At 73.2% G+C, this 23,633-nt stretch carries 20 protein-coding genes and 1 pseudogene; 10 read left to right on the top strand and 11 right to left on the bottom strand.

The window, feature by feature from the left end; translation table 11 throughout:
* Nucleotides 1–12: 12 nt before the first annotated feature.
* A complete protein-coding gene (locus QFZ64_RS30080) occupies nt 13–819 on the bottom strand; it encodes a VOC family protein (RefSeq protein ID WP_307070612.1) in 807 nt (268 codons plus the stop codon).
* 142 nt (nt 820–961) lie between these two features.
* Here QFZ64_RS30080 and QFZ64_RS30085 point away from each other — a divergent pair, with 142 nt between their 5' ends.
* Nucleotides 962–1,210 (top strand): WhiB family transcriptional regulator, encoded by a 249-nt coding sequence (locus QFZ64_RS30085; RefSeq protein WP_307070613.1) that lies wholly within the window; start codon nt 962–964, stop codon nt 1,208–1,210.
* A gap of 160 nt (nt 1,211–1,370) precedes the next feature.
* Here QFZ64_RS30085 and QFZ64_RS30090 read toward each other — a convergent pair whose 3' ends face one another.
* Both QFZ64_RS30090 and QFZ64_RS30095 read right to left on the bottom strand, forming a co-directional pair.
* The gene (locus QFZ64_RS30090) at nt 1,371–2,348 is read right to left on the bottom strand and encodes an acyl-ACP desaturase (protein ID WP_307070614.1); all 978 of its coding nucleotides are present in this window, start codon (nt 2,346–2,348) and stop codon (nt 1,371–1,373) included.
* Between the two features lie 317 nt (nt 2,349–2,665).
* The gene (locus QFZ64_RS30095) at nt 2,666–4,294 is read right to left on the bottom strand and encodes an ABC-F family ATP-binding cassette domain-containing protein (protein ID WP_307070615.1); all 1,629 of its coding nucleotides are present in this window, start codon (nt 4,292–4,294) and stop codon (nt 2,666–2,668) included.
* A gap of 339 nt (nt 4,295–4,633) precedes the next feature.
* Between QFZ64_RS30095 and QFZ64_RS30100 the strand changes: the two genes are divergently transcribed.
* Nucleotides 4,634–5,272 (top strand): GPP34 family phosphoprotein, encoded by a 639-nt coding sequence (locus tag QFZ64_RS30100; protein ID WP_307070616.1) that lies wholly within the window; start codon nt 4,634–4,636, stop codon nt 5,270–5,272.
* Nucleotides 5,273–5,359: 87 nt separating this feature from the next.
* On the opposite strand, the gene QFZ64_RS30105 is transcribed toward QFZ64_RS30100, so the two are convergent.
* The gene (locus QFZ64_RS30105) at nt 5,360–5,773 is read right to left on the bottom strand and encodes an SsgA family sporulation/cell division regulator (RefSeq protein ID WP_307070617.1); all 414 of its coding nucleotides are present in this window, start codon (nt 5,771–5,773) and stop codon (nt 5,360–5,362) included.
* A 329-nt stretch (nt 5,774–6,102) separates the two neighbouring features.
* On the opposite strand from QFZ64_RS30105, the gene QFZ64_RS30110 reads away from it, so the two are divergent.
* The 5 genes and pseudogenes from QFZ64_RS30110 to QFZ64_RS30130 all read left to right on the top strand — a co-directional run bounded on the left by QFZ64_RS30110 (nt 6,103) and on the right by QFZ64_RS30130 (nt 12,127).
* A complete protein-coding gene (locus QFZ64_RS30110; RefSeq protein WP_307070618.1) occupies nt 6,103–6,426 on the top strand; it encodes a plasmid stabilization protein in 324 nt (107 codons plus the stop codon).
* A 34-nt stretch (nt 6,427–6,460) separates the two neighbouring features.
* Nucleotides 6,461–7,162, top strand: coding sequence for an endonuclease V (locus tag QFZ64_RS30115; protein ID WP_307070619.1), 702 nt, complete (start codon nt 6,461–6,463; stop codon nt 7,160–7,162).
* Nucleotides 7,163–7,342: 180 nt separating this feature from the next.
* Nucleotides 7,343–8,546: pseudogene (locus QFZ64_RS30120) on the top strand (CaiB/BaiF CoA transferase family protein).
* An 87-nt stretch (nt 8,547–8,633) separates the two neighbouring features.
* Nucleotides 8,634–9,848, top strand: coding sequence for an acetyl-CoA C-acetyltransferase (locus QFZ64_RS30125; protein WP_307070620.1), 1,215 nt, complete (start codon nt 8,634–8,636; stop codon nt 9,846–9,848).
* Between the two features lie 98 nt (nt 9,849–9,946).
* A complete protein-coding gene (locus tag QFZ64_RS30130; protein ID WP_307070621.1) occupies nt 9,947–12,127 on the top strand; it encodes a 3-hydroxyacyl-CoA dehydrogenase NAD-binding domain-containing protein in 2,181 nt (726 codons plus the stop codon).
* Between the two features lie 197 nt (nt 12,128–12,324).
* Here the strand turns inward: QFZ64_RS30130 and QFZ64_RS30135 are convergent, their stop codons facing one another.
* The 4 genes from QFZ64_RS30135 to QFZ64_RS30150 form a co-directional block, all read right to left on the bottom strand.
* The gene (locus QFZ64_RS30135) at nt 12,325–13,812 is read right to left on the bottom strand and encodes a M1 family metallopeptidase (protein WP_307070622.1); all 1,488 of its coding nucleotides are present in this window, start codon (nt 13,810–13,812) and stop codon (nt 12,325–12,327) included.
* Nucleotides 13,813–14,059: 247 nt separating this feature from the next.
* Nucleotides 14,060–16,459 (bottom strand): Tex family protein, encoded by a 2,400-nt coding sequence (locus QFZ64_RS30140; protein ID WP_307070623.1) that lies wholly within the window; start codon nt 16,457–16,459, stop codon nt 14,060–14,062.
* A gap of 244 nt (nt 16,460–16,703) precedes the next feature.
* Nucleotides 16,704–16,829, bottom strand: a complete 126-nt coding sequence (locus QFZ64_RS30145) for an LPFR motif small protein (RefSeq protein ID WP_307070624.1) — start codon at nt 16,827–16,829, stop codon at nt 16,704–16,706.
* Nucleotides 16,830–16,882: 53 nt separating this feature from the next.
* Nucleotides 16,883–17,749, bottom strand: a complete 867-nt coding sequence (locus QFZ64_RS30150) for a hypothetical protein (RefSeq protein WP_307070625.1) — start codon at nt 17,747–17,749, stop codon at nt 16,883–16,885.
* 148 nt (nt 17,750–17,897) lie between these two features.
* On the opposite strand from QFZ64_RS30150, the gene QFZ64_RS30155 reads away from it, so the two are divergent.
* The gene (locus QFZ64_RS30155) at nt 17,898–18,926 is read left to right on the top strand and encodes a GlxA family transcriptional regulator (protein WP_307070626.1); all 1,029 of its coding nucleotides are present in this window, start codon (nt 17,898–17,900) and stop codon (nt 18,924–18,926) included.
* Nucleotides 18,927–18,951: 25 nt separating this feature from the next.
* Nucleotides 18,952–19,587 (top strand): DJ-1/PfpI family protein, encoded by a 636-nt coding sequence (locus QFZ64_RS30160; RefSeq protein ID WP_307070627.1) that lies wholly within the window; start codon nt 18,952–18,954, stop codon nt 19,585–19,587.
* Nucleotides 19,588–19,624: 37 nt separating this feature from the next.
* On the opposite strand, the gene QFZ64_RS30165 is transcribed toward QFZ64_RS30160, so the two are convergent.
* Nucleotides 19,625–20,428, bottom strand: coding sequence for an enoyl-CoA hydratase/isomerase family protein (locus QFZ64_RS30165; RefSeq protein WP_307071919.1), 804 nt, complete (start codon nt 20,426–20,428; stop codon nt 19,625–19,627).
* Nucleotides 20,429–20,581: 153 nt separating this feature from the next.
* Here QFZ64_RS30165 and QFZ64_RS30170 point away from each other — a divergent pair, with 153 nt between their 5' ends.
* A complete protein-coding gene (locus tag QFZ64_RS30170; RefSeq protein WP_307070628.1) occupies nt 20,582–21,130 on the top strand; it encodes an ATP-binding protein in 549 nt (182 codons plus the stop codon).
* A 60-nt stretch (nt 21,131–21,190) separates the two neighbouring features.
* Here the strand turns inward: QFZ64_RS30170 and idi are convergent, their stop codons facing one another.
* Nucleotides 21,191–21,784: an isopentenyl-diphosphate Delta-isomerase gene (gene idi, locus QFZ64_RS30175; protein ID WP_307070629.1), complete on the bottom strand. Its 594-nt coding sequence runs from the start codon at nt 21,782–21,784 to the stop codon at nt 21,191–21,193.
* Between the two features lie 235 nt (nt 21,785–22,019).
* Nucleotides 22,020–23,003 (bottom strand): UDP-glucose 4-epimerase GalE, encoded by a 984-nt coding sequence (galE, locus tag QFZ64_RS30180; protein ID WP_307070630.1) that lies wholly within the window; start codon nt 23,001–23,003, stop codon nt 22,020–22,022.
* Nucleotides 23,004–23,633 lie beyond the last annotated feature (630 nt).

Consider the following 23,633-nt stretch of genomic DNA (forward strand, 5'->3'; position numbering starts at 1 on the left):
TGCGGGCTGCGGTCAGCCCCGGCGCGGCGCGGGCCTGAGCACCGCGAACCGTGCCCCGTAAGGGTCGGTGAGCCGGGCGAGGCGGCCCACGTCCGGCACGTCCGCCGGCGGCACGAGGACCCCGCCGCCTCCGTCCGTCGCCCTGGCCACCACGGCGTCCGCGTCCGCCACCGCGAAGTACGGCAGCCAGTACGCGTCCGGGGCCGCCCCGGCGTCCGCGCCCGCCGCCACCGGGTCGTCGGCCGACGCGACCAGGCCGCCGAACATGGCGCCCGCGCCGCCCTCCGCCGGGTTCACACACGTGTACGTGTCACCGCCGGGCCAGGGCACGCCCTCGACCTCCCAGCCGAACACCCGGTGGTAGAACGCGGCCGACGCGGGCACGTCCGCGGTGTGCAGCTCGACCCAGCACAGGGCGCCGAGCGTGCCCGCCGCGTCGAGCCCCTTCAGCCGGCCCGGCTGCCAGACGCCGAACGCCGCTCCCGCCCGGTCGGCGAAGACCGCCATCGTGCCCTCGCCCATCACGTCCACGGGCGGCACCAGGATCCGGCCGCCCGCCTGCTCGACCGCCTTCGCGGTGGCACCCGCGTCCGGAACCTGGAAGTACACGTTCCACGACGGTGGGCCCTGCTCCGGGGTGATCGGCATGCCGCCGGCGACGGTCTTCTCGGTGAGCCGGAAGAAGCCGTAGCCGCCGGCGCCGGCGGGGGTGAACTGCCAGTCGAAGAGGGCGGCGTAGAAGGCCGCGGCGCCGTCGATGTCGGGGGCGCCGAGGTCCAGCCAGTTCGGTGCGCCGCTGACGTAACGCGTACTGAGCATGTCCGGCTCCTCCGCACGGTCCTCACGGTCCTTCGACGGGCCCCCTGCCGAGTCTGCCACCGCACCCCGTCCGGCGCGCGGGAGTCGCGCGCGTTGATCCCCCGTTGATCGAACGTTTTTCGCTTCCGGGCAGCATCCCCCCATGCACTCGGAACCGTCGACCACCTCGGACATCGCCTGGCAGCAGCGCGCCCTCTGCGCCCAGACGGGGGCGGACTTCTTCTTCCCCGAGCCGGGAAGCTCACTGCGCGAGGCGAAACGCATCTGCGGCATGTGCGAGATGCGCTCCGTCTGCCTCGACTACGCCCTCCGCCACGACGAACGCTTCGGTGTCTGGGGCGGCCTCTCCGAGAAGGAGCGCCTGCGCCTGGTACGCGCGGAGGAGAGCTGAGCACGACCCCGCACGCCCGCGGTACCCGCACGCCCGCACGGCCCCGCGCTCCGGAGAGGACGCGGGGCCGCACGGGTCAGCGGGTCATACGGGTACTGCGGGTACTGCGGGCCGTACGGGCCTCCCCGGGCCTGCGGGTCTCCCGGGCCTGCGGGCGGGGTCAGCCCGCCGCGCGGGCCGCCAAGCGGGCCTTGCGGGCCGCCAGCTTCTCGTCGAACTTCGACGCCTCCGCGTCCAGGCCGCCCAGGAACATGCCCAGTTCCTGCTGGGCCTTCAGACCCTCCGGGCCCAGGCCGTCGAGCTGCAGCACCTTCAGGTGGCGCAGCACCGGCTGGAGCACGTCGTCGTGGTGGATGCGCAGGTTGTACACCTCTCCTATCGCCATCTGGGCCGCCGCCCGCTCGAAGCCGGGGATGCCGTGGCCCGGCATGCGGAACTCGACCACCACGTCCCGCACCGCCCGCATCGTCAGGTCGGGGGCCAGCTCGAACGCGGCCTTGAGCAGGTTGCGGTAGAAGACCATGTGCAGGTTCTCGTCCGTCGCGATCCGGGCCAGCATACGGTCGCACACCGGGTCGCCCGACTGGTGCCCGGTGTTGCGGTGCGAGATGCGCGTGGCGAGCTCCTGGAAGGCGACGTACGCGATCGAGTGGAGCATCGAGTGCGCGTTGTCCGACTCGAAGCCCTCGCTCATGTGCGACATCCGGAACTGCTCCAGCTTGTCCGGGTCGACCGCGCGCGAGGCGAGCAGGTAGTCACGCATGACGATGCCGTGCCGGCCCTCCTCCGCCGTCCAGCGGTGCACCCAGGTTCCCCAGGCGCCGTTCCGGCCGAACAGGGTGGCGATCTCGTGGTGGTAGCTGGGGAGGTTGTCCTCCGTGAGGAGGTTGACCACGAGGGCGGTGCGGCCGATCTCGGTGACCTTGGACTGCCCCTTCTCCCAGGACTCGCCGTCCTCGAAGAACCCGGGGAAGTTGCGTCCGTCGCTCCACGGCACGTACTCGTGCGGCATCCAGTCCTTGGCGACCTTCAAGTGCCGGTTCAGTTCCCTCTCCACCACTTCCTCCAGCGCGTAGAGCAGCCGCGCGTCGGTCCAGGCGGCGGACGGGCTGCCGAGAAGGGGGGAGGTAACGGTCACGGGGCACTCCAGGGGGACGAACGGGAACGGAAAACGTGCGTGCACGCGGACCCGAGCGGTGGGTCCGCACCTACGGCACCGTAACCTACGGGCTCGTAGGCTACGAAACCGTAGGTTACGCAAGCGTAGGTTAAGCACGCTGTAAAGGCCGCTGACCTGGCCCGGGGTTCCCGCACGTACCGAGAGTCACGAGTCTCCCGCACGCGTACCGTCGGCCGCGAGTGACCCGCACGGTTCCCGTCACGCGCGAGTCTCCCGCACGCGCACCGCCCTGCGCGAGTGTCGCGCACGCGCACCGGGAAACCGGCGGCTCCCGGTCAGCCCGCCGCCACCTCCTCGGCCGACGTCTCGCGCAGCGCGCCCCCGTCCAGGAGCAGCCACCGGGTGATGCCGACGGACTCCAGGAACGGCAGGTCGTGGGAGGCGATGACGAGGGCGCCCTCGTAGGAATCCAGGGCCGAGGTGAGCTGCCGCACGCTCGCCATGTCGAGGTTGTTGGTCGGCTCGTCCAGCAGCAGGAGCTGCGGGGCGGGCTCGGCCAGCATCAGCGCCGCCAGAGCCGCGCGGAACCGTTCGCCGCCGGACAGGGTTCCCGCCGTCCGGTCGGCCCGGGCACCCCGGAACAGGAAGCGGGCCAGTCGCGCCCGGATCCGGTTGCCGGTGGCGCCGGGCGCGAACCGGGCCACGTTCTCGGCCACCGTCAGCGCGTCGTCCAGCACGTCGAGCCGCTGCGGCAGGAACCGGACGGGCACATGGACGCGCGCCTCGCCCCGCACCGGCGGCAGCTCGCCCGCGACCGTCCGCAGCAGGGTGGTCTTTCCCGCGCCGTTGCGCCCGATCAGCGCGACCCGCTCGGGTCCGTGCAGATCGAGCCCGCCCTCCAACAGCGCCCCGAACGACGTCCGCAGATCGCGCAGGGTGAGCACGGTCCGGCCCGGCGGCACCGCGGTGTATGGCAGCTCGACGCGGATCTCGTCGTCGTCCCGGACGGCGTCCGCCGCCTCGTCGAGCCGCTCCCGGGCCGCGGCAAGGCGCTCCTCGTGCAGGATGCGGTGCTTGCCCGCGGACTCCTGCGCGGCCCGCTTGCGCGCCCCCATGACGATCTTCGGCTCGCGCTTGGCGTCCCACATCTTCTGCCCGTACCGCTTGCGGCGGGCCAGCTTCTGCTGCGCCTCGACGAGCTCGCGCTTCTGCTTGCGCAGGTCCGACTCCGCGACGCGCACCATCCGCGCGGCGGCGTCCTGCTCGACGGCGAGCGCCTCCTCGTACGCGGAGAGGTTGCCGCCGTACCAGGTGAGCCCGCCGGCGCGCAGGTCGGCGATCTGGTCGACGCGGTCGAGGAGTTCGCGGTCGTGGCTGACCACCACCAGCGCGCCCGGCCCGGACCACGCGTCCACCGCCTCGTACAGCCGGCGGCGGGCGTGCAGGTCGAGGTTGTTGGTGGGCTCGTCGAGGAGCAGCACGTCGGGGCGGCGCAGCAGCAGGGCGGCCAGCCGCAGCAGGACCGACTCGCCGCCGGAGACCTCGCCGAGCGTGCGGTCCAGGCCGATGTGGCCGAGGCTCAGCTCGCCGAGGACCGCGAGCGCGCGCTCCTCCACGTCCCAGTCGTCGCCGACGGCCGTGAAGTGCGCCTCGGCCACGTCGCCCGCCTCGATGGCGTGCAGCGCGGCGCGTACGTCGGCGATGCCGAGCGCCTCGTCGACGCGCAGGGAGGTGTCGAGCGTGATGTTCTGCGGCAGGTACCCGACCTCGCCGGTGACGCGCACGGTGCCGTCCGAGGGGGTCAGCTCCCCGGCGAGCAGCTTCAACAGGGTCGACTTCCCTGAGCCGTTGACGCCGACGAGTCCGGTGCGGCCGGGGCCGAACGCGGCGTCGAGGCCGTCGAGGACGGGCGAGCCGTCGGGCCAGGAGAAGGACAGGGACGTCACGGTGACAGAGGTATGCATGCGGCCTCGCAGGGCGTGTGAAGGGTGGATCATGAACACGCGTGCGGGACACCGCGAGGAGGGGGAGTGAAGACGGTCCTCCGTCGACGGGACGGCTCGTGGAACGAGGTCGCACAGGACGCGCACACTGCCCGGTTCGGCCGAGTTCGACTCGGCACGGCTCCACGAGCGTGCGGCGCGGTGTCCCAGAACCTCAGACGAGCAACGTCCTTCTCCGATCGACGACAACAGAACCGGTGTCCACCGTAGGAACGGGTACCAGGGGTGTCAACGGAATTACCGTGGGCCGGACCCGCCCGAACGGGTGGCGGCGGCCCGCCCGAGCGTCAGGAGGCCGACGTGCTCCATGGCTCCCTCAGCCTGCCCGCCCGCCTCTGTCTGCTGTCCTGGGACACGGCGACGGGGGAACCGGTCGCCGTCGACCGGCTGCCGTACCTGGTGCGGGCGGGCGCCCTCACCGAACTGGCGCGGCGCGGGCCGCTGACCGACGTCGACGGCATCGTCACCCCGGTCGACCTCGACGCGACCACGGGGGACGACGCGCTCGACGACTTCCTCGAACTGGTCCGGGAGTCCCGGCCGCGCACCTGGGCGGAATGGGTGACCGCGCACGCCTCCGTCACCCTCGACGCGGTGCGGGCCGGCCTGGCCGCCGACGGACTGCTGCGGCCCGGGAAGCGGCGGGCGCTGGGCTTCCTGCCGACGGTGGACTACACACTGGTGTCCGTCGCGGAGGCGACGGCGCTCCAGGAACGGGTTCGGGGACTGCTGTCCGGCCCACCGCCGGCCGGCCCCCCGCCGACGGACGGGGCTCTTGCCGCACTGGCGGCGACGGCGGGCGTCCCTTCCCGGCCCTCCGAGGCCGCCCTCGCCCGCGCGGAAGCACTCACGGCAGGGAGGGTGGCGAAGGAGATTCTCGAGAGCCTGGCGACGGCGGTGGAGGCGAGAAGGGGCGCGGGGAACCGCGCGATCCTGTAAGGGGCCCGGGGGGCGGAGCCCCCCAGGGGGACGGGAAGGGCAGGGGCGGCGGGAGCGAGGAGACATGCCGCCCCCCGTCCGCACACCTCACGCGTCCCGCATCAGTTCCGCGAGATCACGGTCCAGGTCGAACTGGAGATGCTCCAGCCCCACCGGCACCAACTCCGCCGCCCGCCGCAGAAAACTCCGCACATCACGCGAGTGCACATGGATCACGGCCGTGCCCTCGGGCGCATGGAACTCCAGCACCGTCCTGTCGTACCCGTACGGCCGCACCCGGACATCACCGTCCCCCTCCGGTTCCTCCAGGCCCGCCGCGAGCAACTCCCGCGCGAACGTCCAGCTCACGTCGACACCCTCCAGCGTCGCCGGCGCGGGGAAGGTCATGCGGACCGCGAACGGGTCGGCACGGTCGTAGTGGAGGGCGGCCGGGATGCTCGACATCCGAGGTGCGGCGGCGACCAGGCGTGCCTCGACGGGCTGCTCTATGACGGTGGACATCGCCTTGCTCCCTTGTGGTGGGCTGGACGGACTCCCGGTGGCCGGAACCCGTCGACCGAAAAGACGCCGGAACCGGCAGTTCCGTGCACACGAGATGCGAGTGACCTCTGTCACCGAGTCCAATCACCGGGGTGAACGCGGCGCGTGATGATCCACACCTTGTCCACGCCTCGTTCACGGACGCCGTGACACCTCGAAAGGACACCGCCCGGCGCCTCCCGGTTCCCGCCCGACCGGAGTAGTGGCCGCGCGGCCCGGCACGCGTGGTGCTTGCCTGGGCGATGAGGGGTACCCGGTCGTCACCGTGTCCCGAGAGGAAGTGACCGTCCATGCCCAGCGGGTCGAGCCCGAAGCGTGAACGCCAGTACGAGCACATCAAGAAGAGCGCCGAGGACCGCGGCGAGAGCACCGGACGCGCGAAGGAGATCGCCTCGCGCACGGTGAACAAGGAGCGTGCCCGGTCGGGCGAGGCCAGGCAGAGGAGCAGGACCTCGACCGAGGACATGTCGTCCGGCAAGCGCGGCGGACAGCGCTCCGGCAAGGGGTCGCAGGGGCCGACGTACGACCAGCTCTACGAAGAGGCCAAGAAGAAGAACCTGCACGGCCGTTCGGACATGAACAAGGCGCAGCTCCAGCGGGCCCTCGGCAAGTGAAGCGGCCCGCGGGGCCCGTACCCTCGTCACCACCATGACGAGCGTACGCATCCCCGCGGGCCCGCCCACGCCCGCCACCGAGGAAGAGGCCCTCGCCGTCCAGGACGCGCTGCGCGGCAGGGTGATCCTTGACGAGCCCGGACCGCCGCCGGGAACCGGCAGGGTGACGGGTGTGGACGTCGCCTACGACGACGCGCGGAACGTGGTCGCCGCGGCGGCCGTCGTCCTCTACGCGGCCACGCTGGAACCGGTCGCCGAGGCCACCGCCGTCGGCGAGGTCTCCTTCCCGTATGTGCCCGGCCTGCTGGCGTTCCGTGAGATCCCCGCGGTGCTGGCCGCGCTGGAGGCACTGGCGTGCGACCCCGGCCTGGTCGTCTGCGACGGCTACGGTCTCGCCCACCCCCGCCGCTTCGGCCTCGCCAGCCACCTCGGCGTCCTCACCGGCCTCCCCGTCATCGGCGTCGCGAAGAACCCGTTCACCTTCACCTACGACACCCCGGCCGCCCCGCGCGGCAGCAGCAGCCCGCTCCTCGCCGACGGCACGGAGGAGGTCGGCCGCGCCCTGCGCACACGTACCGACGTCAAGCCGGTCTTCGTCTCCACGGGCCACCGCGTGACCCTCGCCAACGCCTGCGCCCACACGCTGGCCCTGACCCCGGCCCACCGCCTCCCGGAGACGACACGCGGAGCGGACGCACTGTGCCGCAAGGCACTGAAGGCGGCGACTGCTCCATGACGGGTGCGGGACCGTATCGATGTGCGGCTCCGCCGTGTGGACGCATCTTCCGGGGGTCCGGGTGCTGAGCCCCCGGACGGGAAAGGCAAGGGCGGCGGGGGCGAGAAAAATCGCCCCCCGTGACCTACCCTGGACCCACCAACCGCATAACCAAGCGCTTGCTCGCTCCAGGGGACCCCGATGCCAGAGGCAACGACACCACCCGCACCCCCACACCTCACCGACGCCCCGCACACAAGGACCCCCACCCCCGGCCCCCTCACCGGCACCCGGGTCGTGGAACTCGCCGGCATCGGCCCCGCCCCCTTCGCCGCCATGCTCCTCGCCGACCTCGGCGCGGACGTCGTCCGCGTGGACCGCCCCACCGGCCCCGGCCTCGGCATCGACCCCGCCCTCGACGTCACCAACCGGAACAAGCGCTCCGTCGTCCTCGACCTGAAGTCTCCCGACGGCCCCGCCCGCGTCCTGGGCCTGGCCGAACGCGCCGACATCCTGCTGGAGGGCTACCGCCCCGGCGTCGCCGAGCGGCTCGGCGTCGGCCCCGCCGACTGCCACGCCCGCAACCCCCGCCTGGTCTACGGCCGGATGACCGGCTGGGGTCAGGACGGCCCCCTCGCCGACCGCGCCGGCCACGACATCACCTACCTCGCCCGCACCGGCGCCCTCGGCATGACCGGCGACCCCGACCGCCCGCCCGTCGCCCCCGCCAACCTCCTCGGTGACTACGCGGGCGGCGCTCTCTACCTCGTCGTCGGCGCCCTCGCCGCACTGCACCACGCCCGCGCCACCGGCACCGGCCAGGTCGTGGACGCCGCCATCGTCGACGGCACCGCCCACCTCACCGCGATGCTGCACGGCATGCTCGCCGCCGGCGCCTGGCAGGACCGGCGCGGCGCCAACCTCCTCGACGGCGGCTGCCCGTTTCTACGGCACCTACGAGACCTCCGACGGCCGCCACATGGCCGTCGGCGCCCTGGAGGAGCGGTTCTACGACGAGTTCACCGCTCTCCTCGGCGCGAAGGAGCCGCTCCCGCCGCGCGACGACCCGGCCCGATGGCCGGAGCTGCGGGCCGCCGTCGCCGCCCGCTTCCGCACCCGTACGCGCGCCGAATGGACGGCGGTCTTCGCCGGCTCCGACGCCTGCGTGGCCCCCGTCCTGTCGCTGCGCGAGGCACCGGCCGACCCGCACCTCGCCGCGCGCGGTACCTTCACCGACCACGGCGGCCTCACCCAGCCGGCCCCCGCGCCCCGCTTCTCCGTGACCCCCACGACCGTCCGCGGCGGTCCCGCGCGGCCGGGTGCCGACGCGGCGACCGTCGCCAGAGACTGGAACCTGCCGCACCTCGTCACCGACACCGCCGCACCACGCCCCCCGCACGCCTGACGACGACCCCCGGACCAGGGGCCCCGGCCCCCGCACCCCCGGCCCCGCAACCCCCGACGCCCCGCACGCCACCCGAAAGGTCCGCCCGTGAGCACCGAAGCGTACGTCTACGACGCGATCCGCACCCCGCGCGGCCGTGGCAAGGCCGACGGAGCCCTGCACGGCACCAAGCCCATCGACCTCGTCACCGGCCTCATCCACGAACTCCGCGCCCGCTTCCCCGGACTGGACCCGGCCGCCGTCGACGACATCGTCCTCGGCGTCGTCGGCCCGGTCGGCGATCAGGGCTCCGACATCGCCCGGATCGCCGCGATCGCCGCCGGACTGCCCGACACCGTGGCCGGCGTCCAGGAGAACCGCTTCTGTGCCTCCGGGCTCGAAGCGGTCAACATGGCCGCCGCCAAGGTGCGTTCCGGCTGGGAGGACCTGGTGCTCGCGGGCGGCGTGGAGTCGATGTCCCGGGTGCCGATGGCCTCCGACGGCGGCGCCTGGTTCGCCGACCCGATGACCAACCTCGCCACCGGCTTCGTCCCGCAGGGCATCGGAGCCGACCTCATCGCCACGATCGAGGGCTTCTCGCGGCGCGACGTGGACGAGTACGCGGCCCTCTCCCAGGAGCGTGCCGCCACCGCCTGGAAGGAGGGCCGCTTCGAGCGGTCCGTCGTCCCGGTCAAGGACCGCGCCGGGCTCACCGTCCTCGACCACGACGAGCACCCGCGCCCCGGCACCACCGCCGACTCCCTCGCCAAGCTGAAGCCGTCCTTCGCCGACATCGGCGACCTCGGCGGCTTCGACGCCGTCGCGCTGCAGAAGTACCACTGGGTGGAGAAGATCGACCACGTCCACCACGCGGGCAACTCCTCCGGCATCGTGGACGGTTCGGCACTCGTCGCGATCGGCTCCAAGGAGATCGGCGAGCGGTACGGCCTCACCCCGCGCGCCCGGATCGTCTCCGCCGCGGTCTCCGGCTCCGAACCCACCATCATGCTCACGGGGCCGGCCCCCGCCACCCGCAAGGCGCTCGCCCGCGCCGGGCTGACCATCGACGACATCGACCTCGTCGAGATCAACGAGGCGTTCGCGGCCGTCGTGCTCCGCTTCGTCAAGGACATGGGCCTGTCGCTGGACAAGGTCAACGTCAACGGCGGCGCCATCGCGCTCGGTCACCCGCTCGGCGCCACCGGCGCCATGATCCTCGGCACCCTCGTCGACGAACTGGAGCGCCAGGACAAGCGGTACGGCCTCGCCACACTCTGCGTGGGCGGCGGCATGGGCATCGCCACCGTCGTCGAGCGCGTCTGACCCCCCCCGAGTCCACGCACCCCTGGCCCCCCGGCCCCCGGCCCCCCGATCCGCCGATCCGCCGATTCCCTGATCCAGATCCCCTGGAGCGCCCCCTCATGACCACCGAAGCCACCACCATCCGCTGGGAGCAGGACGACACCGGCATCGTCACCCTCGTCCTCGACGACCCCGCCCAGTCCGCGAACACCATGAACCAGGCGTTCCGCGAGTCCCTGGCCGTGGTCACCGACCGCCTGGAGGCGGAGAAGGACGCGATCCGCGGCGTCGTCATCACCTCCGCCAAGAAGACGTTCTTCGCCGGCGGCGACCTGCGCGACCTCATCCGTGTCACGCCCGAGACCGCCCAGGAACTGTTCGACGCCGGCATGGCGATCAAGAGGAACCTGCGCCGCATCGAGACCCTCGGCAAGCCGGTCGTCGCCGCGCTGGGCGGCGCGGCGCTCGGCGGCGGTTACGAGATCGCCCTCGCCTGCCACCACCGCGTCGCCCTCGACGCCCCCGGCTCCCGCATCGGCTGCCCCGAGGTCACCCTCGGCCTGCTCCCCGGGGGCGGCGGCGTCGTCCGTACGGTCAGGATGCTCGGCATCGCCGACGCGCTGCTGAAGGTCCTCCTCCAGGGCACCCAGTACGCCCCGCGCCGCGCCCAGGAGAACGGCCTGGTCGACGAGGTCGCCGACAGCCCCGAGGACATGCTCGCCAGGGCCCGCGCCTTCATCGACGCCCACCCCGAGTCCGCCCAGCCCTGGGACAGGCCGGGGTACCGCATCCCCGGCGGCACCCCCGCCAACCCGAAGTTCGCGGCCAACCTGCCGGCCTTCCCGGCCAACCTGCGCAAGCAGACGGGCGGCGCGCCCTACCCGGCGCCGCGCAACATCATGGCCGCCGCGGTCGAGGGCTCCCAGGTCGACTTCGAGACCGCGCAGGTCATCGAGTCCCGGTACTTCGTCGAGCTGGCGGCCGGGCAGACGGCCAAGAACATGATCCAGGCGTTCTTCTTCGACCTCCAGGCCGTCAACTCCGGCGCCGGCCGCCCGAAGGACGTGGCCAGGCGCGAGGTGCGGCGGGTCGCCGTCCTCGGCGCCGGGATGATGGGCGCCGGGATCGCCTACTCCTGCGCCCGCGCGGGCATCGAGGTGCTGCTGAAGGACGTGTCCCTGGAGGCCGCCGTCAAGGGCAAGGGGTACAGCGAGAAGCTGTGCGCCAAGGCCGTCTCGCGCGGCCGTACCACCCAGGACAAGGCCGACGCGCTGCTCGCCCGGATCACGCCCACCGCAGAGGCGGCCGACCTCGCGGGCTGCGACGCGGTGATCGAGGCGGTGTTCGAGGACACCTCGCTCAAGCACAAGGTGTTCCAGGAGGTCGAGCAGGTCGTCGCCCCCGACGCGCTGCTCTGCTCCAACACCTCCACGCTCCCCATCACCGCACTCGCCGAGGGCGTCGAACGCCAGGGCGACTTCATCGGGCTGCACTTCTTCTCGCCCGTCGACAAGATGCCACTCGTCGAGATCATCAAGGGCGAGCGCACCGGCGACGAGACGCTGGCCCGCGCCTTCGACCTGGTCCGGCAGATCAACAAGACGCCGATCGTCGTCAACGACTCGCGCGGCTTCTTCACCTCGCGCGTCATCGGCCACTTCCTCGACGAGGGCGTGGCGATGGTCGGCGAGGGCATCGAACCGGCGTCGGTCGAACAGGCCGCGGCGCAGGCCGGCTACCCGGCGAAGGTGCTCTCCCTGATGGACGAACTCACACTCACCCTCCCGCGCAAGATCCGCACCGAGACGCGACGGGCGGTGGAGGAGGCGGGCGGCACCTGGACCGCGCACCCCGCCGAGGCCGTCGTCGACCGCATGGTCGACGAGTTCGGCCGGACCGGTCGCAGTGGCGGCGCGGGCTTCTACGAGTACGACGAGGACGGGCGGCGCGGTGCCCTGTGGCCCGGGCTGCGCGAGCACTTCACCGAGCCGGGGCGCGAGATCCCGTTCCGCGACATGCAGGAACGCATGCTGTTCGCGGAGGCGCTGGACACCGTGCGGCTGGTGGAGGAGGGCGTGCTGACATCGGTCGCCGACGCGAACATCGGGTCCGTCTTCGGGATCGGGTTCCCGGGGTGGACGGGCGGCGTGCTGCAGTACATCAACGGCTACGAGGGCGGGCTGCCGGGGTTCGTCGCGCGGGCGCGGGAGCTGGCGGAGCGATACGGGGAGCGGTTCGCACCGCCGGCGCTGCTGGTGCGGAAGGCCGAGCGGGGGGAACGGTTCGCGGACGAGAGGTGAGGGTCCGGGGCTCCGCCCCCGGACCCCGAAAGGATCGCGCGGTTCCCCGCGCCCCGTTTCAGGGGCGCGGGGGTTGTGTCGACATGCGGCTCCGCCGCGTGGGCGCGAGCAACCACGCGACGCACCCGCGCGTTCGGGGGCCGAGGGGCAGCACCCCCAGAGGACGGGACGGGCAGGGGCGGCGGGGGCGAGAAGAACTACCGGGCGTGCACGTCGTTCGTCGCCTGGATCTTCGTCCACGACTTGGGGCGCGCCGGCGCCACCGTCCGTACCGCCTGCGCCGACACCGCCCGCTCCGCCGGCCTCACCGTGTCGTACAGCCAGGTGTCGAACAGCGCCTTCAGCGACCGGCCGGTCACCCCTTCCGCGTACCGCCGGAAGTCGTCCACCGACGCGTTCCCGTACGCCCGTGCCGTCGGCCACCCCTTCAGGATCGTGAAGAAGGCCTCGTCGCCCACCGTGTTCCGCAACGCCTGCACCGCCAGCGCCCCGCGGTCGTACACCGCCGTGTCGAACTGGTTCTCGGGTCCCGGGTCCCCGGGCGCGACCGTCCAGAACGGATCGTCGGCCGGATGCGACGCGTACGTGTAGTCGGCCAGTTCCTGGGCCGTCCCCTCGCCCTCGTGCTCCGACCACAGCCACTGCGCGTACCGGGCGAAGCCCTCGTTCAGCCAGATGTCCTTCCACCCGGCGAGCGACACGTCGTCGCCGTACCACTGGTGGGCCAGCTCGTGCACCACGACCGAGGTGTTGGACCCGTTCGCGAACTGCTTGGGGGAGTAGTAGACCCGCGTCTGGGTCTCCAGCGCGTACCCGGTCGTCGTGTTCGGCACGTACCCACCGGCGGAGGAGAACGGGTACGGGCCGAGGTAGCCGCTCAGCCAGTCGACGATCTCCCCGGTCCGCTCGACGCTCGCCCGCGCCGCCCCGTCGTTGTCGCCGAGGTCCTTGCTGTAGGCGTTGACGACGGGGACACCGCCGTCGGAGGTGCCCGTGGTGATGTCGAAGCGGCCGAGCGCGAGAGTGGCCAGATATGTGGCCTGGGGTTTGTTCTGCCGCCAGTTGTAGCGGGTCCAGCCGCGCTGCGAACTCGTCGACTGCAGTGTGCCGTTGGAGATCGCCTGGGTACCGTCGGGCACGGCGACCGAGACGTCGTAGGTGGCCTTGTCGCTGGGGTGGTCGTTGCTCGGGAACCACCACCACGCCGACTCCGGCTCGTCCGCCGCGACCGCGCCGTCCGGGGTGCGGTGCCAGGTCGTGAAGCCGTACGCGCTCTTCGTCGACGGCACGCCGCTGTAGCGGACGACGACGGTCACGGGCGTGCCCGCGGCCAGTGGGCTCCTCGGCGTGATCTCCAGCTCGTGCTCGCCGGAGGTGGTGAACCGCGCCTTCGCGCCGTTGACGCGCACCTCGCTCACGTCCAGCAGGAAGTCGAGGTCGAACCGGGAGAGGTCCTGGGTCGTCCGGGCCTGGATCGTCGCTGTGCCGGACAGCTCGTCGGTCGTGGGCCGGTACGTCAGCCGCAGGTCGTAGTGGGAGACGTCGTAGCCGCCGTTGCCGTAGTACGGGTAGTACGGGTCGCCGATGCCCGGCGCCCCGGGTGAGGCGCCGGCCGCCGATGCCGGGATCGCCAGCAGCAGGGAGGCGGCCGCGAGCGCGCCCGGAACGATGAGTCTGCGGTGCACGGGAACTCCAAGGGGTGGGGGTGATCCGGTGAAACCCTTCGGAGCGTATTCAGCCCCACCCGCACAGTCATGTCCATGGCCCCCCTCGCCACACGATCGCCATCCGGCCGTCACCCGGTCTCCCGCGCCCCTGACAGGGGCGCGGGGAACCGCGCATCTTTTTGGGGGGCCCGGGGGTGGACCCCCCTGGGGGTCGGGACGGGAAGGGGCGGCGGGGGCGGAACCCCCTGAGGTCACCCCCCTGCGGTCACCGCCCCTTGGGGTTCGCGAGCCCGGCCCGCCGCAAGGCATCCGCCATCGCACTGTTGGCCGGGGCAGGCGCCTGCCGGGAAGCACCGGCACCGGCCCCGCGGCCGGCACCGCGCCCGCCGCCCCCCTGACGCGGCTGCGGCGCCCGCCCGCCACTCCGCTGAGGGCGTCCGCCGCCCGCGCCCGACGCGGCCGCCCCCGCCTCGTCGTCCAGCCGCAGCGTCAACGCGATCCGCTTGCGCGGGATGTCGATGTCCAGCACCTTCACCTTCACGATGTCGCCGGGCTTCACCACGTCCCGCGGGTCCTTCACGAACGTCTTCGACATCGCCGACACGTGCACCAGACCGTCCTGGTGCACACCGACGTCCACGAACGCCCCGAACGCCGCCACGTTCGTCACCACACCCTCCAGGACCATCCCGGAGGACAGGTCGGAGATCTTCTCCACACCGTCCTTGAAGACGGCCGTCCTGAAGGCCGGGCGGGGGTCGCGGCCCGGCTTCTCCAGCTCCTTGAGGATGTCGGTCACCGTCGGCAGACCGAACGTGTCGTCGACGAACTCCTGCGGCCGCAGCGACCGCAGTACGCCCGTGTTGCCGATCAGCGCGGCCACCTCGCTGCCCACCGTCTTCACCATCCGCCGCACCACGGGGTACGCCTCCGGGTGCACGCTGGACGCGTCCAGCGGGTCCTGGCCGCCGCGGATGCGCAGGAAGCCCGCGCACTGCTCGTACGCCTTCGGGCCGAGCCGCGCCACGTTCTTGAGCTGCGCGCGGGAGGTGAACGGGCCGTTGGTGTCGCGGTGCGTGACGATGTTCTCGGCGAGGCCGGAGGTGATGCCGGAGACGCGGGCCAGCAGCGGCGCGGAGGCCGTGTTGACGTCCACGCCCACGCCGTTCACACAGTCCTCCACCACCGCGTCCAGCGACCGCGACAACTTCACCTCGGACAGGTCGTGCTGGTACTGGCCGACGCCGATCGACTTGGGGTCGATCTTCACCAGCTCGGCCAGCGGGTCCTGCAGCCGGCGCGCGATGGAGACGGCGCCGCGCAGCGACACGTCCATGTCCGGCAGCTCCTGCGAGGCGAAGGCCGACGCCGAGTACACCGACGCGCCCGCCTCCGACACCATCACCTTCGTGAGGTTCAACTCCGGGTGCTTGGCGATCAGTTCACCGGCGAGCTTGTCGGTCTCGCGGGACGCCGTGCCGTTGCCGATCGCGATCAGCTCGACCGCGTGGCTCTTCGCGAGCCGCGCCAGTTTCGCCAGCGCCTCGTCCCAGCGGTTGGCCGGCACGTGCGGGTGGATGACGTCGGTCGCGACCACCTTGCCCGTCGCGTCCACCACCGCCACCTTCACGCCCGTACGGAACCCGGGGTCCAGACCCAGCGTGGCGCGGGTGCCGGCCGGGGCGGCGAGCAGCAGATCGCGCAGGTTGGCCGCGAAGACCCGTACCGCCTCGTCCTCGGCGGCCGTCCGCAGCCGCAGCCGCAGGTCGATGCCGAGGTGCACGAGGATGCGTGTGCGCCAGGCCCAACGGACGGTGTCCTTCAGCCACTTGTCGGCGGGCCGGCCATGGTCGGCGATCCCGAACCGCGACGCGACGATGCCCTCGTACGACGACGGCGCCGAAGGGGTCCCGGCGGGCTCCTCCGGCTCCAGGACGAGATCGAGGACCTCCTCCTTCTCGCCACGCAGCATCGCCAGGATCCGGTGCGAGGGCAGCTCCGTGAACGGCTCGGCGAAGTCGAAGTAGTCGGCGAACTTGGCGCCCGCCTCCTCCTTGCCGTCCCGCACCTTGGCGGTCAGCCGGCCGCGCACCCACATGCGCTCGCGCAGCTCGCCGATGAGGTCGGCGTCCTCGGAGAACCGCTCGGTCAGGATCGCCCGGGCGCCGTCCAGCGCGGCCTGCGGATCGGCGACACCCTTGTCCGCGTCCACGAACGCGGTGGCCGCGGCGAGCGGCTCGACCGACGGATCCCCGAGCAGCCCCTCCGCCAGCGGCTCCAGACCCGCCTCGCGGGCGATCTGCGCCTTGGTGCGGCGCTTCGGCTTGTACGGGAGGTAGATGTCCTCCAGCCGCGCCTTGGTCTCGGCGCCGAGGATGCGCGCCCGGAGGTCGTCGGTGAGTTTCCCCTGCTCACGCACCGACTCCAGGACCGCGGTGCGCCGCTCCTCCAGCTCGCGCAGATACCGCAGCCGCTCCTCGAGCGTGCGCAGTTGCGCGTCGTCGAGCATCTCGGTGGCTTCCTTGCGGTAGCGGGCGATGAACGGCACGGTCGAACCGCTGTCGAGCAGTTCCACCGCGGCCTTCACCTGCCGCTCCCGCACGCCGAGCTCCTCGGCGATCCTGCCCTCGATCGACCCTGCCCCAGTGGCCCCGGCTGTCGTCACGTCCCGTACCGCCTTCTCAGATCCCGGCTTGCGCGGCAATTCTGTCAGGCGCCACTGACAGCGCCCCGAAAGGGGCGCGGGGCTGTGTCACTGTGCGACTACCGCCGCGCGGGCGCGAGCAGCCCGTCACCGGCGGTCAGCCGATCACGCACCCCCGGGGTCCGAGGGGCGAGCCCCTTGAGGGACGGGAAGGGCAAGGGCGGCGGGGGCGAAAAGAACCGGCCGAACCCGTACGCACCCCCGCTCAAGCCCCCCGCGTACTACTGGACGCGCCCCCGAACAACCGCGCCACCGCCCGGAACGGCAACGTCACCACGGTCGCCACCGCTCCACCGATCTGCCGCAACACATCCGCGATCGCTCGGAACACAGCACGTCCCCTCTCGTCTTCCGGCAGGCCCGCCGGAGGACTTCCGGGTACCCTCACCCCCTCCCGACCATGCCCGCCGGAAACGCCCCCGCCGCCAGCGCCCGCCCGGCCAACTCCCCGGCCACCTCGGTCAACCGCTCCACCCCCGCCGCCCCGAGGTGCTCGTACGGCGCCCGGTCCAGCCGGTCCGTCTCCGCCTCGACCTCTCCCCGCAGCGCGACCCCGGCCGCCGTCAGCTCGCCGTCCCCGTCCAGCAGCCCGCGCCCCCGCAGCCGCTCCGCCGCCGCGTGCCATTCCTCCCGCTTCCAGCCCCGCGTGCCCAGCGCCCACTTCGGCGTCATGCCCTTGCCGGTCGCCGTATGGCTGACCAGGGCCTCGACCGGGTCCAGCTCCGCGGCCAGCAGCACCGCCAGATGGCCGTCGCCCCGGTGCTCGCGCAGCAGTGTCGCCGCGTGCCACAGCGCGAGGTGCGGCTCCTCGGGCACCGGCAGCCCGGCGTGCGCCGCGTACAGGGGGCGTGCGACCGGCGTGCACGCCTCCGCGGCCCGCAGCGCCAGCTCCGCCGCCTCGGCCACCTCCTTCGTGGTGCGCACCTCCTCGCCCAGCAGCCGTCGCAGCGTCGCGTCGACGGCACGCGCGCGTGCCGCCAGCACCACGGCGGGGGAGGCGGCCTCCCAGACGGCGGGCACGTGCCGCGCGACCAGCTCGGGACGGAAGTTGTAGAACGCGGCGGTCACCACCCCGGCGCCCACCGCACCCATGGCCGCCGCCCGCGCGGCGAGATAGGCGGCCGTCGGATCCCCGATGCCCACCGCGGCCAGCTCCCGCCCCAGGTCCGGTGAGAAGTAGTGCGTGGAGTGCAGCGGGTTGAGCCGGTTGTGGCAGCGCCGCCCGGCGCGCTCCGGCAGAGAAGAGGTCATGCCCGGAGGTTACCGACTGGTCAGTACGGCATGGAAGCCGGTGGGCGCCGGATGCCGGAACGACACCGGAACACCCTCGAGACCCATGGCAGGAAAGGTGGGGTACTCGTCATTGCGGACACCGACGCCCCCGCCCAGTATCGAGGACATGCGAAACGTCCTGGTCGTCCTCTTCGACGGTGTGCAGAGCCTCGACGTCACCGGCCCGGTGGAGGTCTTCGCGGGCGCCGAGCAGCACACCCCGGGGACGTACCGCGTCACCACGGCCTCCCTGGACGGTGCCCCCGTGCGCACCTCCTCCGGCCTCACCCTCGTCCCCGACGGCACCCTCGCCGACGCCCCCGACCCGGACACCCTGCTCGTTCCCGGCGGCAAGAGCACCCGCGCCCCCGACCCCGCCCTGCTCGACTGGCTGCACCGCCACGGACCCCGGGCCGGCCGCCTGGTCTCCGTCTGCACCGGCGCCCTGCTGCTCGCCGGCGCGGGCCTGCTGGAGGGGCGCCGGGCCACCACCCACTGGGCGTACTGCGAACGGCTCGCCCGCGACCACCCCGGCATCGACGTCGACCCCGACCCCATCTACGTCCGCGACGGACACATCGCCACCTCCGCCGGCGTGACCTCCGGCATCGACCTGACGCTGGCCCTCGTCGAGGAGGACCTGGGGCGCGAGGCCGCGCTCACCGTCGCCCGCCACCTCGTCGTCTTCCTGCGCCGCCCCGGTGGCCAGGCCCAGTTCTCCGCCCAACTGGCGGCGCAGACCGCCCGGCGGGACCCGCTGCGGGAGGTCCAGCAGTGGATCACCGAGCATCCGGCCGACGACCTCGGTGTCGACGCCCTCGCGGCCCGCGCCCGGCTTTCGCCCCGCCACTTCGCCCGCGCCTTCCGGGCCGAGACCGGCATGACCCCCGGCCGCTACGTCGACCGGGTCCGCCTCGAACACGCCCGGCGCCTGCTGGAGGACAACACCGGCGGCGTGGAGGAGATCTCCCGTGCGAGCGGGTACGGCACACCCGAGGCGATGCGCCGCGCCTTCGTCAGGACGCTCGGCACGGCCCCGGCCGAATACCGCCGCCGTTTCCGCCCGCTGCCCCGCCCCGAGCCCCCGCCCTCACCTGCGTCACTCTCGTCCTCGTCCTCGCCGGCCTCCCAGTCCTCGTCGCCCTCGTCCGTGTGACCGTTCCGAAAAGGGGAACCCCCGCATGCGCATCGCCATCGTGCTCTTCGACCGCTTCACCGCCCTCGACGCCGTCGGCCCCTACGAGACCCTCGGCCGCCTCCCGGACGCCGAGACGGTCCTCGTCGCCGAGCGGACCGGACCCGTCCGCAACGAGCGCGGCAGCCTCGCGCTCGTCGCCGACCGGACCCTGGCCGACGTACCCCGCCCGGACATCGTCGTGGTACCCGGCGGACCCGGTCAGAGCGCGCAGATGGACAACCCGGTCCTTCTCGACTGGCTGCGCGCCGCCGACACCACCAGCACCTGGACGACCTCCGTCTGCACCGGCTCCCTGCTGCTGGCCGCGGCCGGACTGCTGGAGGGCCGCCGCGCCACCTCCCACTGGCTGGCGCTGACCGAGCTGAAGCGGCTCGGGGCCGAACCGACGGGGGAGCGGGTGGTCACCGACGGCAAGTACGTCACCGCCGCCGGGGTCTCCTCCGGCATCGACATGGGTCTCACCCTGCTCGGCCGGATCGCCGGCGACGAGCACGCCCAGGCCGTCCAGTTGATGACCGAGTACGACCCCCGGCCGCCCTACGACGCCGGATCCCCGGAGAAGGCCCCCGCCCACCTCGTCGAACGGCTGCGGGCCCGGAGCCGCTTCCTCCAGTCGTAGGGACGGAGGAACGGGGATGCGGGGCGGGGCGGCCGCCTCACTCGGGCGTGGGCGCGGGTTCGGGCGCCGGTCCCGGGCTGCCCGGGACGGCAGGGCCGGCCGGAAGCCAGGCGAAGCGCGGCTCCCGGCGCTCCACGTACGCGGCGACGCCCTCCGCGGCCTCACCGCTCGCGCGTGCCTGCGCGGCCCAGTACGCGTCCCGGTCCGTGCGCCCGTCGGCGAACTCCTTCGCCGCGGCCTGGGTGAGCCGTGAGCGGGCGGCCAGGACGTCGGTGAACTCCGCCACCCGCGCCCGCAGCGCGCCGGCCGGCAGCACCTCGTCGACCAGGCCGGTGCGCAGCGCCCGACCGGTGTCGATCAAGTCGCCCGAGTACAGCAGGTACTTGGCGGTGGCCGGACCCACCAGCGCGGTCAGCCGCCGGGTGGCCGAGGACGGGTAGACGATCCCCAGCTTGGCCGGCGTCACCCCGAACAGCGCGCCCTCCTCGGCGAACCGCAGATCGCAGGCGGCCGCGAGCTGCGCCCCGCCGCCCACGCAGTACCCCTGCACGGCGGCCAGCGTCGGCCCGGGGAAGGCGGCCAGCGCCTCCTCGGCGAGGACGGCGAGCTCCTGCGTCTTCGCCGTCGACTGCCGCAGCTCCGTGAGGTCGGCGCCCGCGCAGAACGTCCCGCCCTCGCCGGTCAGCACCAGCGCGCGTACGGCGGGGTCGGCGGCCAGGGTGTCGAGCAGCGGCGGGAGCGCCCGCCACATGTCGGCCGTCATGGCGTTCCGCCGGGCCGGATGGTGGATGACGACGGTGGCGACCGCACCGGTCACCCGGTGCAGCAGTCGAGGCTCCATGAGCATGAGCGGATGGTATCCATCCGCCTCGGGAGTGATCGGAAGCGGTCAGGAGGGCGCAGCGGGCAGGCCGGTCTGTTCAGAAGCCGCCGATACGTGCTGACTTCTGTTCAGAATCTCGGCAGGGCGGGTCACGTTCCCAACACTCGACCCGTGGTGACAATCGAGCGCGAGGACGGCGACCGCACGAGGGACGAGGAGGGGCGCGCGGCCGGTGGTACCGGCAGCATCGGCCCCGCCGACGGGGAGGGCCCCGTGGCCGACGGACCCCCGGGGGCGCCGCACCACGAGGGCGTGTGGCGGTTCACCGCGCCCGCCGTGGACGCCTCGGTGCCGCAGGCCCGGCGGGCCGTACGGGACCTGCTGGCCCGGCAGCGGGTCCCGGTCTCCGAGGACGTGGCCGACGGGCTGCTGCTGATCGTCTCCGAGCTGACCACCAACGCCGTCCGGCACGCGGCGGTGCTCTCCCCGACGCTCGCCGTCGAGGTGGCCGTCGGCGCGGACTGGGTGCGCGTCTCCGTCGAGGACCGGCACCCCTACCGACCCACCGCCCTGGAGGCCGACCACGGGCGCACCGGAGGGCGCGGCCTGCTGCTCGTGCGCGAGATCACGCGGGAGGCGGGCGGAGTGTGCGACATGGCGCACACGGCGAGCGGCGGCAAGGTGATCTGGGCCACCCTGCCGCTGCGTCCGCTGCCGTGACGGCCGGGCTCACCCCGGCCCGCGCGGCCGGCCCCTACGAGGCGGCCGGCGTGGAGGCACTCACCAGCCGGCCGAGTCGCCCGTCAGCTCCCTGACCGCCGGCCGGGCCGCGTCGAGCACGGTCATGAACCAGGCGGAGAAGCGGTCCCGCGCGTGGCGCTCCGTCAGCTCGGCGGGCGTCACGAACGCGGTCGCGCCCACCTCCTCCGGATCCGGCCGCACCGGCGACTGCACCAGTCCCACGAAGAGGTGGTTGTACTCCTGCTCGACCAGGCCGGAGTCCGGGTCCGGGTGGTTGTAGCGGACGGTGCCCGCCGCCGCGAGCAGTGAGGGCGAGACACCGAGCTCCTCGTACGTGCGCCGGGCCGCGGCCGCGAAGGGCGACTCCTCGGGGTAGGGGTGCCCGCAGCACGTGTTGGACCACACGCCGGGGGAGTGGTACTTGCCGAGCGCCCGCTGCTGGAGCAGCAGCCGGCCCCGCTCGTCGAAGAGGAACACCGAGAACGCCCGGTGCAACTGCCCCGGCGGCTGATGAGCGGCGAGCTTCTCCGCGGTGCCGATCGTGGTGCCGTCCTCGTCCACCAGCTCCAGCATGATCGCTTCCGCGGTGCCGTTCGACGCACTGCGCGTCGCGGTGGCAGGTGTGATCGCCATACCCATCCTTCGCCTCGGTCTTCCAGCCCCAAGTCTGCCGTACGAATCCGGCACTCCCGGCACTTCACCACCCCGCATGTCCCGCCCCGGCCGGGAGGGAACCGGCCGCTCGGGGACGCGCACACGGTCACCCCCGGCACCCCGCCGGAACGTCACCCGGCGGTCACCGGTTGTCGCCGTGAGCCCTGATCGTGCCCCGCTTCGGCGGCCGGGAACCGCCCTGCCCGGGGCGCACTCACCGGCGCGCCACCGCCGGGTGGTGCAGGAGCCAGCCCTGCCAGGCCGACTCCACCATCTCGCGCACCCCGCGCCGGGCGCGCCAGTCCAGTTCGCGCGCGGCGCGCGCGGCGGACGCGACGGCGCGCGGGGCGTCGCCCGGGCGCCGCGGTTCCACGACCGCCGGTGTGCTGTCGCCGGTGACCTCGCCGATGAGGGTGATCAGTTCGCGCACCGAGACACCCTCGCCGCGGCCGATGTTCAGCGTCAGGTCGCCGGTCGAGGTCGCCGCGGTCAGCCGCCGGGTCGCGGCGAGATGCGCCTCGGCGAGGTCCGCGACATGGATGTAGTCACGGACGCAGGTGCCGTCCGGAGTGGGGTAGTCGTCGCCGAAGATCCGGGGGGCCTCGCCGCGGGTGAGACGGTCCAGGACCATGGGCACGATGTTGTACACGCCGGTGTCCGCGAGGGCTGGCTCGGCGGCCCCCGCCACGTTGAAGTAGCGCAGGCAGACCGTCGCGATGCCGTGCGCCCGGCCGGCGGCCCGGACCAGCCACTCACCGGCGAGCTTCGTCTCGCCGTAGGGGTTCACGGGGGCGCAGGGGGTGTCCTCCGTGATGAGGTCCACGTCGGGGTTGCCGTAGACGGCGGCGGAGGAGGAGAAGACGAACCGCTCGACCCCGGCGCCGGCGGCGGCGTCCAGAAGGGTGGCCAGGCCGCCGACGTTCTCCTGGTAGTAGCGGGCCGGCTCGGCCACGGATTCGCCGACCTGCTTGCGGGCGGCGAGGTGGACGATGCCGGTGATCGCGTGCTCGGAGAGCACGCGCTTGAGGAGGGGGGCGTCGAGCGAGGACCCCGATACGAGGGGGACGTCGGCGGGGAGGCGGTCGGGGATCCCGGCCGACAGGTCGTCCAGGACGACGACGCGTTCGTTCGCGGTGGTCATGGCCCGGACCACGTGCGCTCCGATGTAACCGGCTCCGCCGGTGATCAGCCAGGTCATGACGCCCCACCCTACGCCGGGTCCTCCGCCCCCGGGTGAGCGGGACCCGGGGGTCCTGCTCACCACCCCCCGAAAGACGTAAGCGGCTCCGCCCCCAGGCACGGCCCCCGGGCTCTGCCCCGTTTCACGCAGTTCCCCGCGCCCCTTGGATGGGCGGGGCTGCGCCCCGTCCTCAGGGACGCGGGCTGAACACCGTGCCCCGCACGGGGCGCGGGGAACTGCGCGAGAAGTCCCCACCCACCCGCACTCCCCGCACGACCCCATCCACCCGAGCTCTCCCGGGGTGCAAGGGGCGAAGCCCCTTGCAGGGACGGGAACCTCCCAGCCGGCGGCGGCCGCAGCTGTCCCAGGGGCGCGGGGAACTGCGCGACAAGCCACGACGTACCCGCCCCCGCCGAACGACCGCACCCGGCGAGCTCTCCCGCGACAGCACCGCACAGCGCCGCTCCGCACCGCACAGCGCCGCACCGCACCGCTCCGCACCCCGGGCTCGCCCGTCGACCGCGCACCGGCGGAGCCATTTCGTACGGTTCGCCCCAGGGGGCGACCCCCCGGTTTGGTGGCCACCCCCCGCATCCCCCAAGATGATCGCGGCCGGAGGTGGTCGGCCGGTGGGTCGAGCCCCGCGTG

This window comes from Streptomyces sp. B3I8 (assembly GCF_030816915.1).
Taxonomy (GTDB): domain Bacteria; phylum Actinomycetota; class Actinomycetes; order Streptomycetales; family Streptomycetaceae; genus Streptomyces.

Excerpts from the sequence above, each read along its gene's own strand:
- QFZ64_RS30155 (WP_307070626.1), top strand. The coding sequence starts at position 17,898 with ATGCGAAACGTCCTGGTCGTCCTCTTCGACGGTGTGCAGAGCCTCGAC.
- QFZ64_RS30110 (WP_307070618.1), top strand. The coding sequence starts at position 6,103 with ATGCCCAGCGGGTCGAGCCCGAAGCGTGAACGCCAGTACGAGCACATC.
- QFZ64_RS30150 (WP_307070625.1), bottom strand. The coding sequence starts at position 17,749 with ATGACCTCTTCTCTGCCGGAGCGCGCCGGGCGGCGCTGCCACAACCGG.
- QFZ64_RS30130 (WP_307070621.1), top strand. The coding sequence starts at position 9,947 with ATGACCACCGAAGCCACCACCATCCGCTGGGAGCAGGACGACACCGGC.
- QFZ64_RS30165 (WP_307071919.1), bottom strand. The coding sequence starts at position 20,428 with ATGGAGCCTCGACTGCTGCACCGGGTGACCGGTGCGGTCGCCACCGTC.
- QFZ64_RS30085 (WP_307070613.1), top strand. The coding sequence starts at position 962 with ATGCACTCGGAACCGTCGACCACCTCGGACATCGCCTGGCAGCAGCGC.
- QFZ64_RS30095 (WP_307070615.1), bottom strand. The coding sequence starts at position 4,294 with ATGCATACCTCTGTCACCGTGACGTCCCTGTCCTTCTCCTGGCCCGAC.
- galE (WP_307070630.1), bottom strand. The coding sequence starts at position 23,003 with ATGACCTGGCTGATCACCGGCGGAGCCGGTTACATCGGAGCGCACGTG.
- QFZ64_RS30160 (WP_307070627.1), top strand. The coding sequence starts at position 18,952 with ATGCGCATCGCCATCGTGCTCTTCGACCGCTTCACCGCCCTCGACGCC.
- QFZ64_RS30105 (WP_307070617.1), bottom strand. The coding sequence starts at position 5,773 with ATGTCCACCGTCATAGAGCAGCCCGTCGAGGCACGCCTGGTCGCCGCC.
- QFZ64_RS30115 (WP_307070619.1), top strand. The coding sequence starts at position 6,461 with ATGACGAGCGTACGCATCCCCGCGGGCCCGCCCACGCCCGCCACCGAG.
- QFZ64_RS30080 (WP_307070612.1), bottom strand. The coding sequence starts at position 819 with ATGCTCAGTACGCGTTACGTCAGCGGCGCACCGAACTGGCTGGACCTC.
- idi (WP_307070629.1), bottom strand. The coding sequence starts at position 21,784 with ATGGCGATCACACCTGCCACCGCGACGCGCAGTGCGTCGAACGGCACC.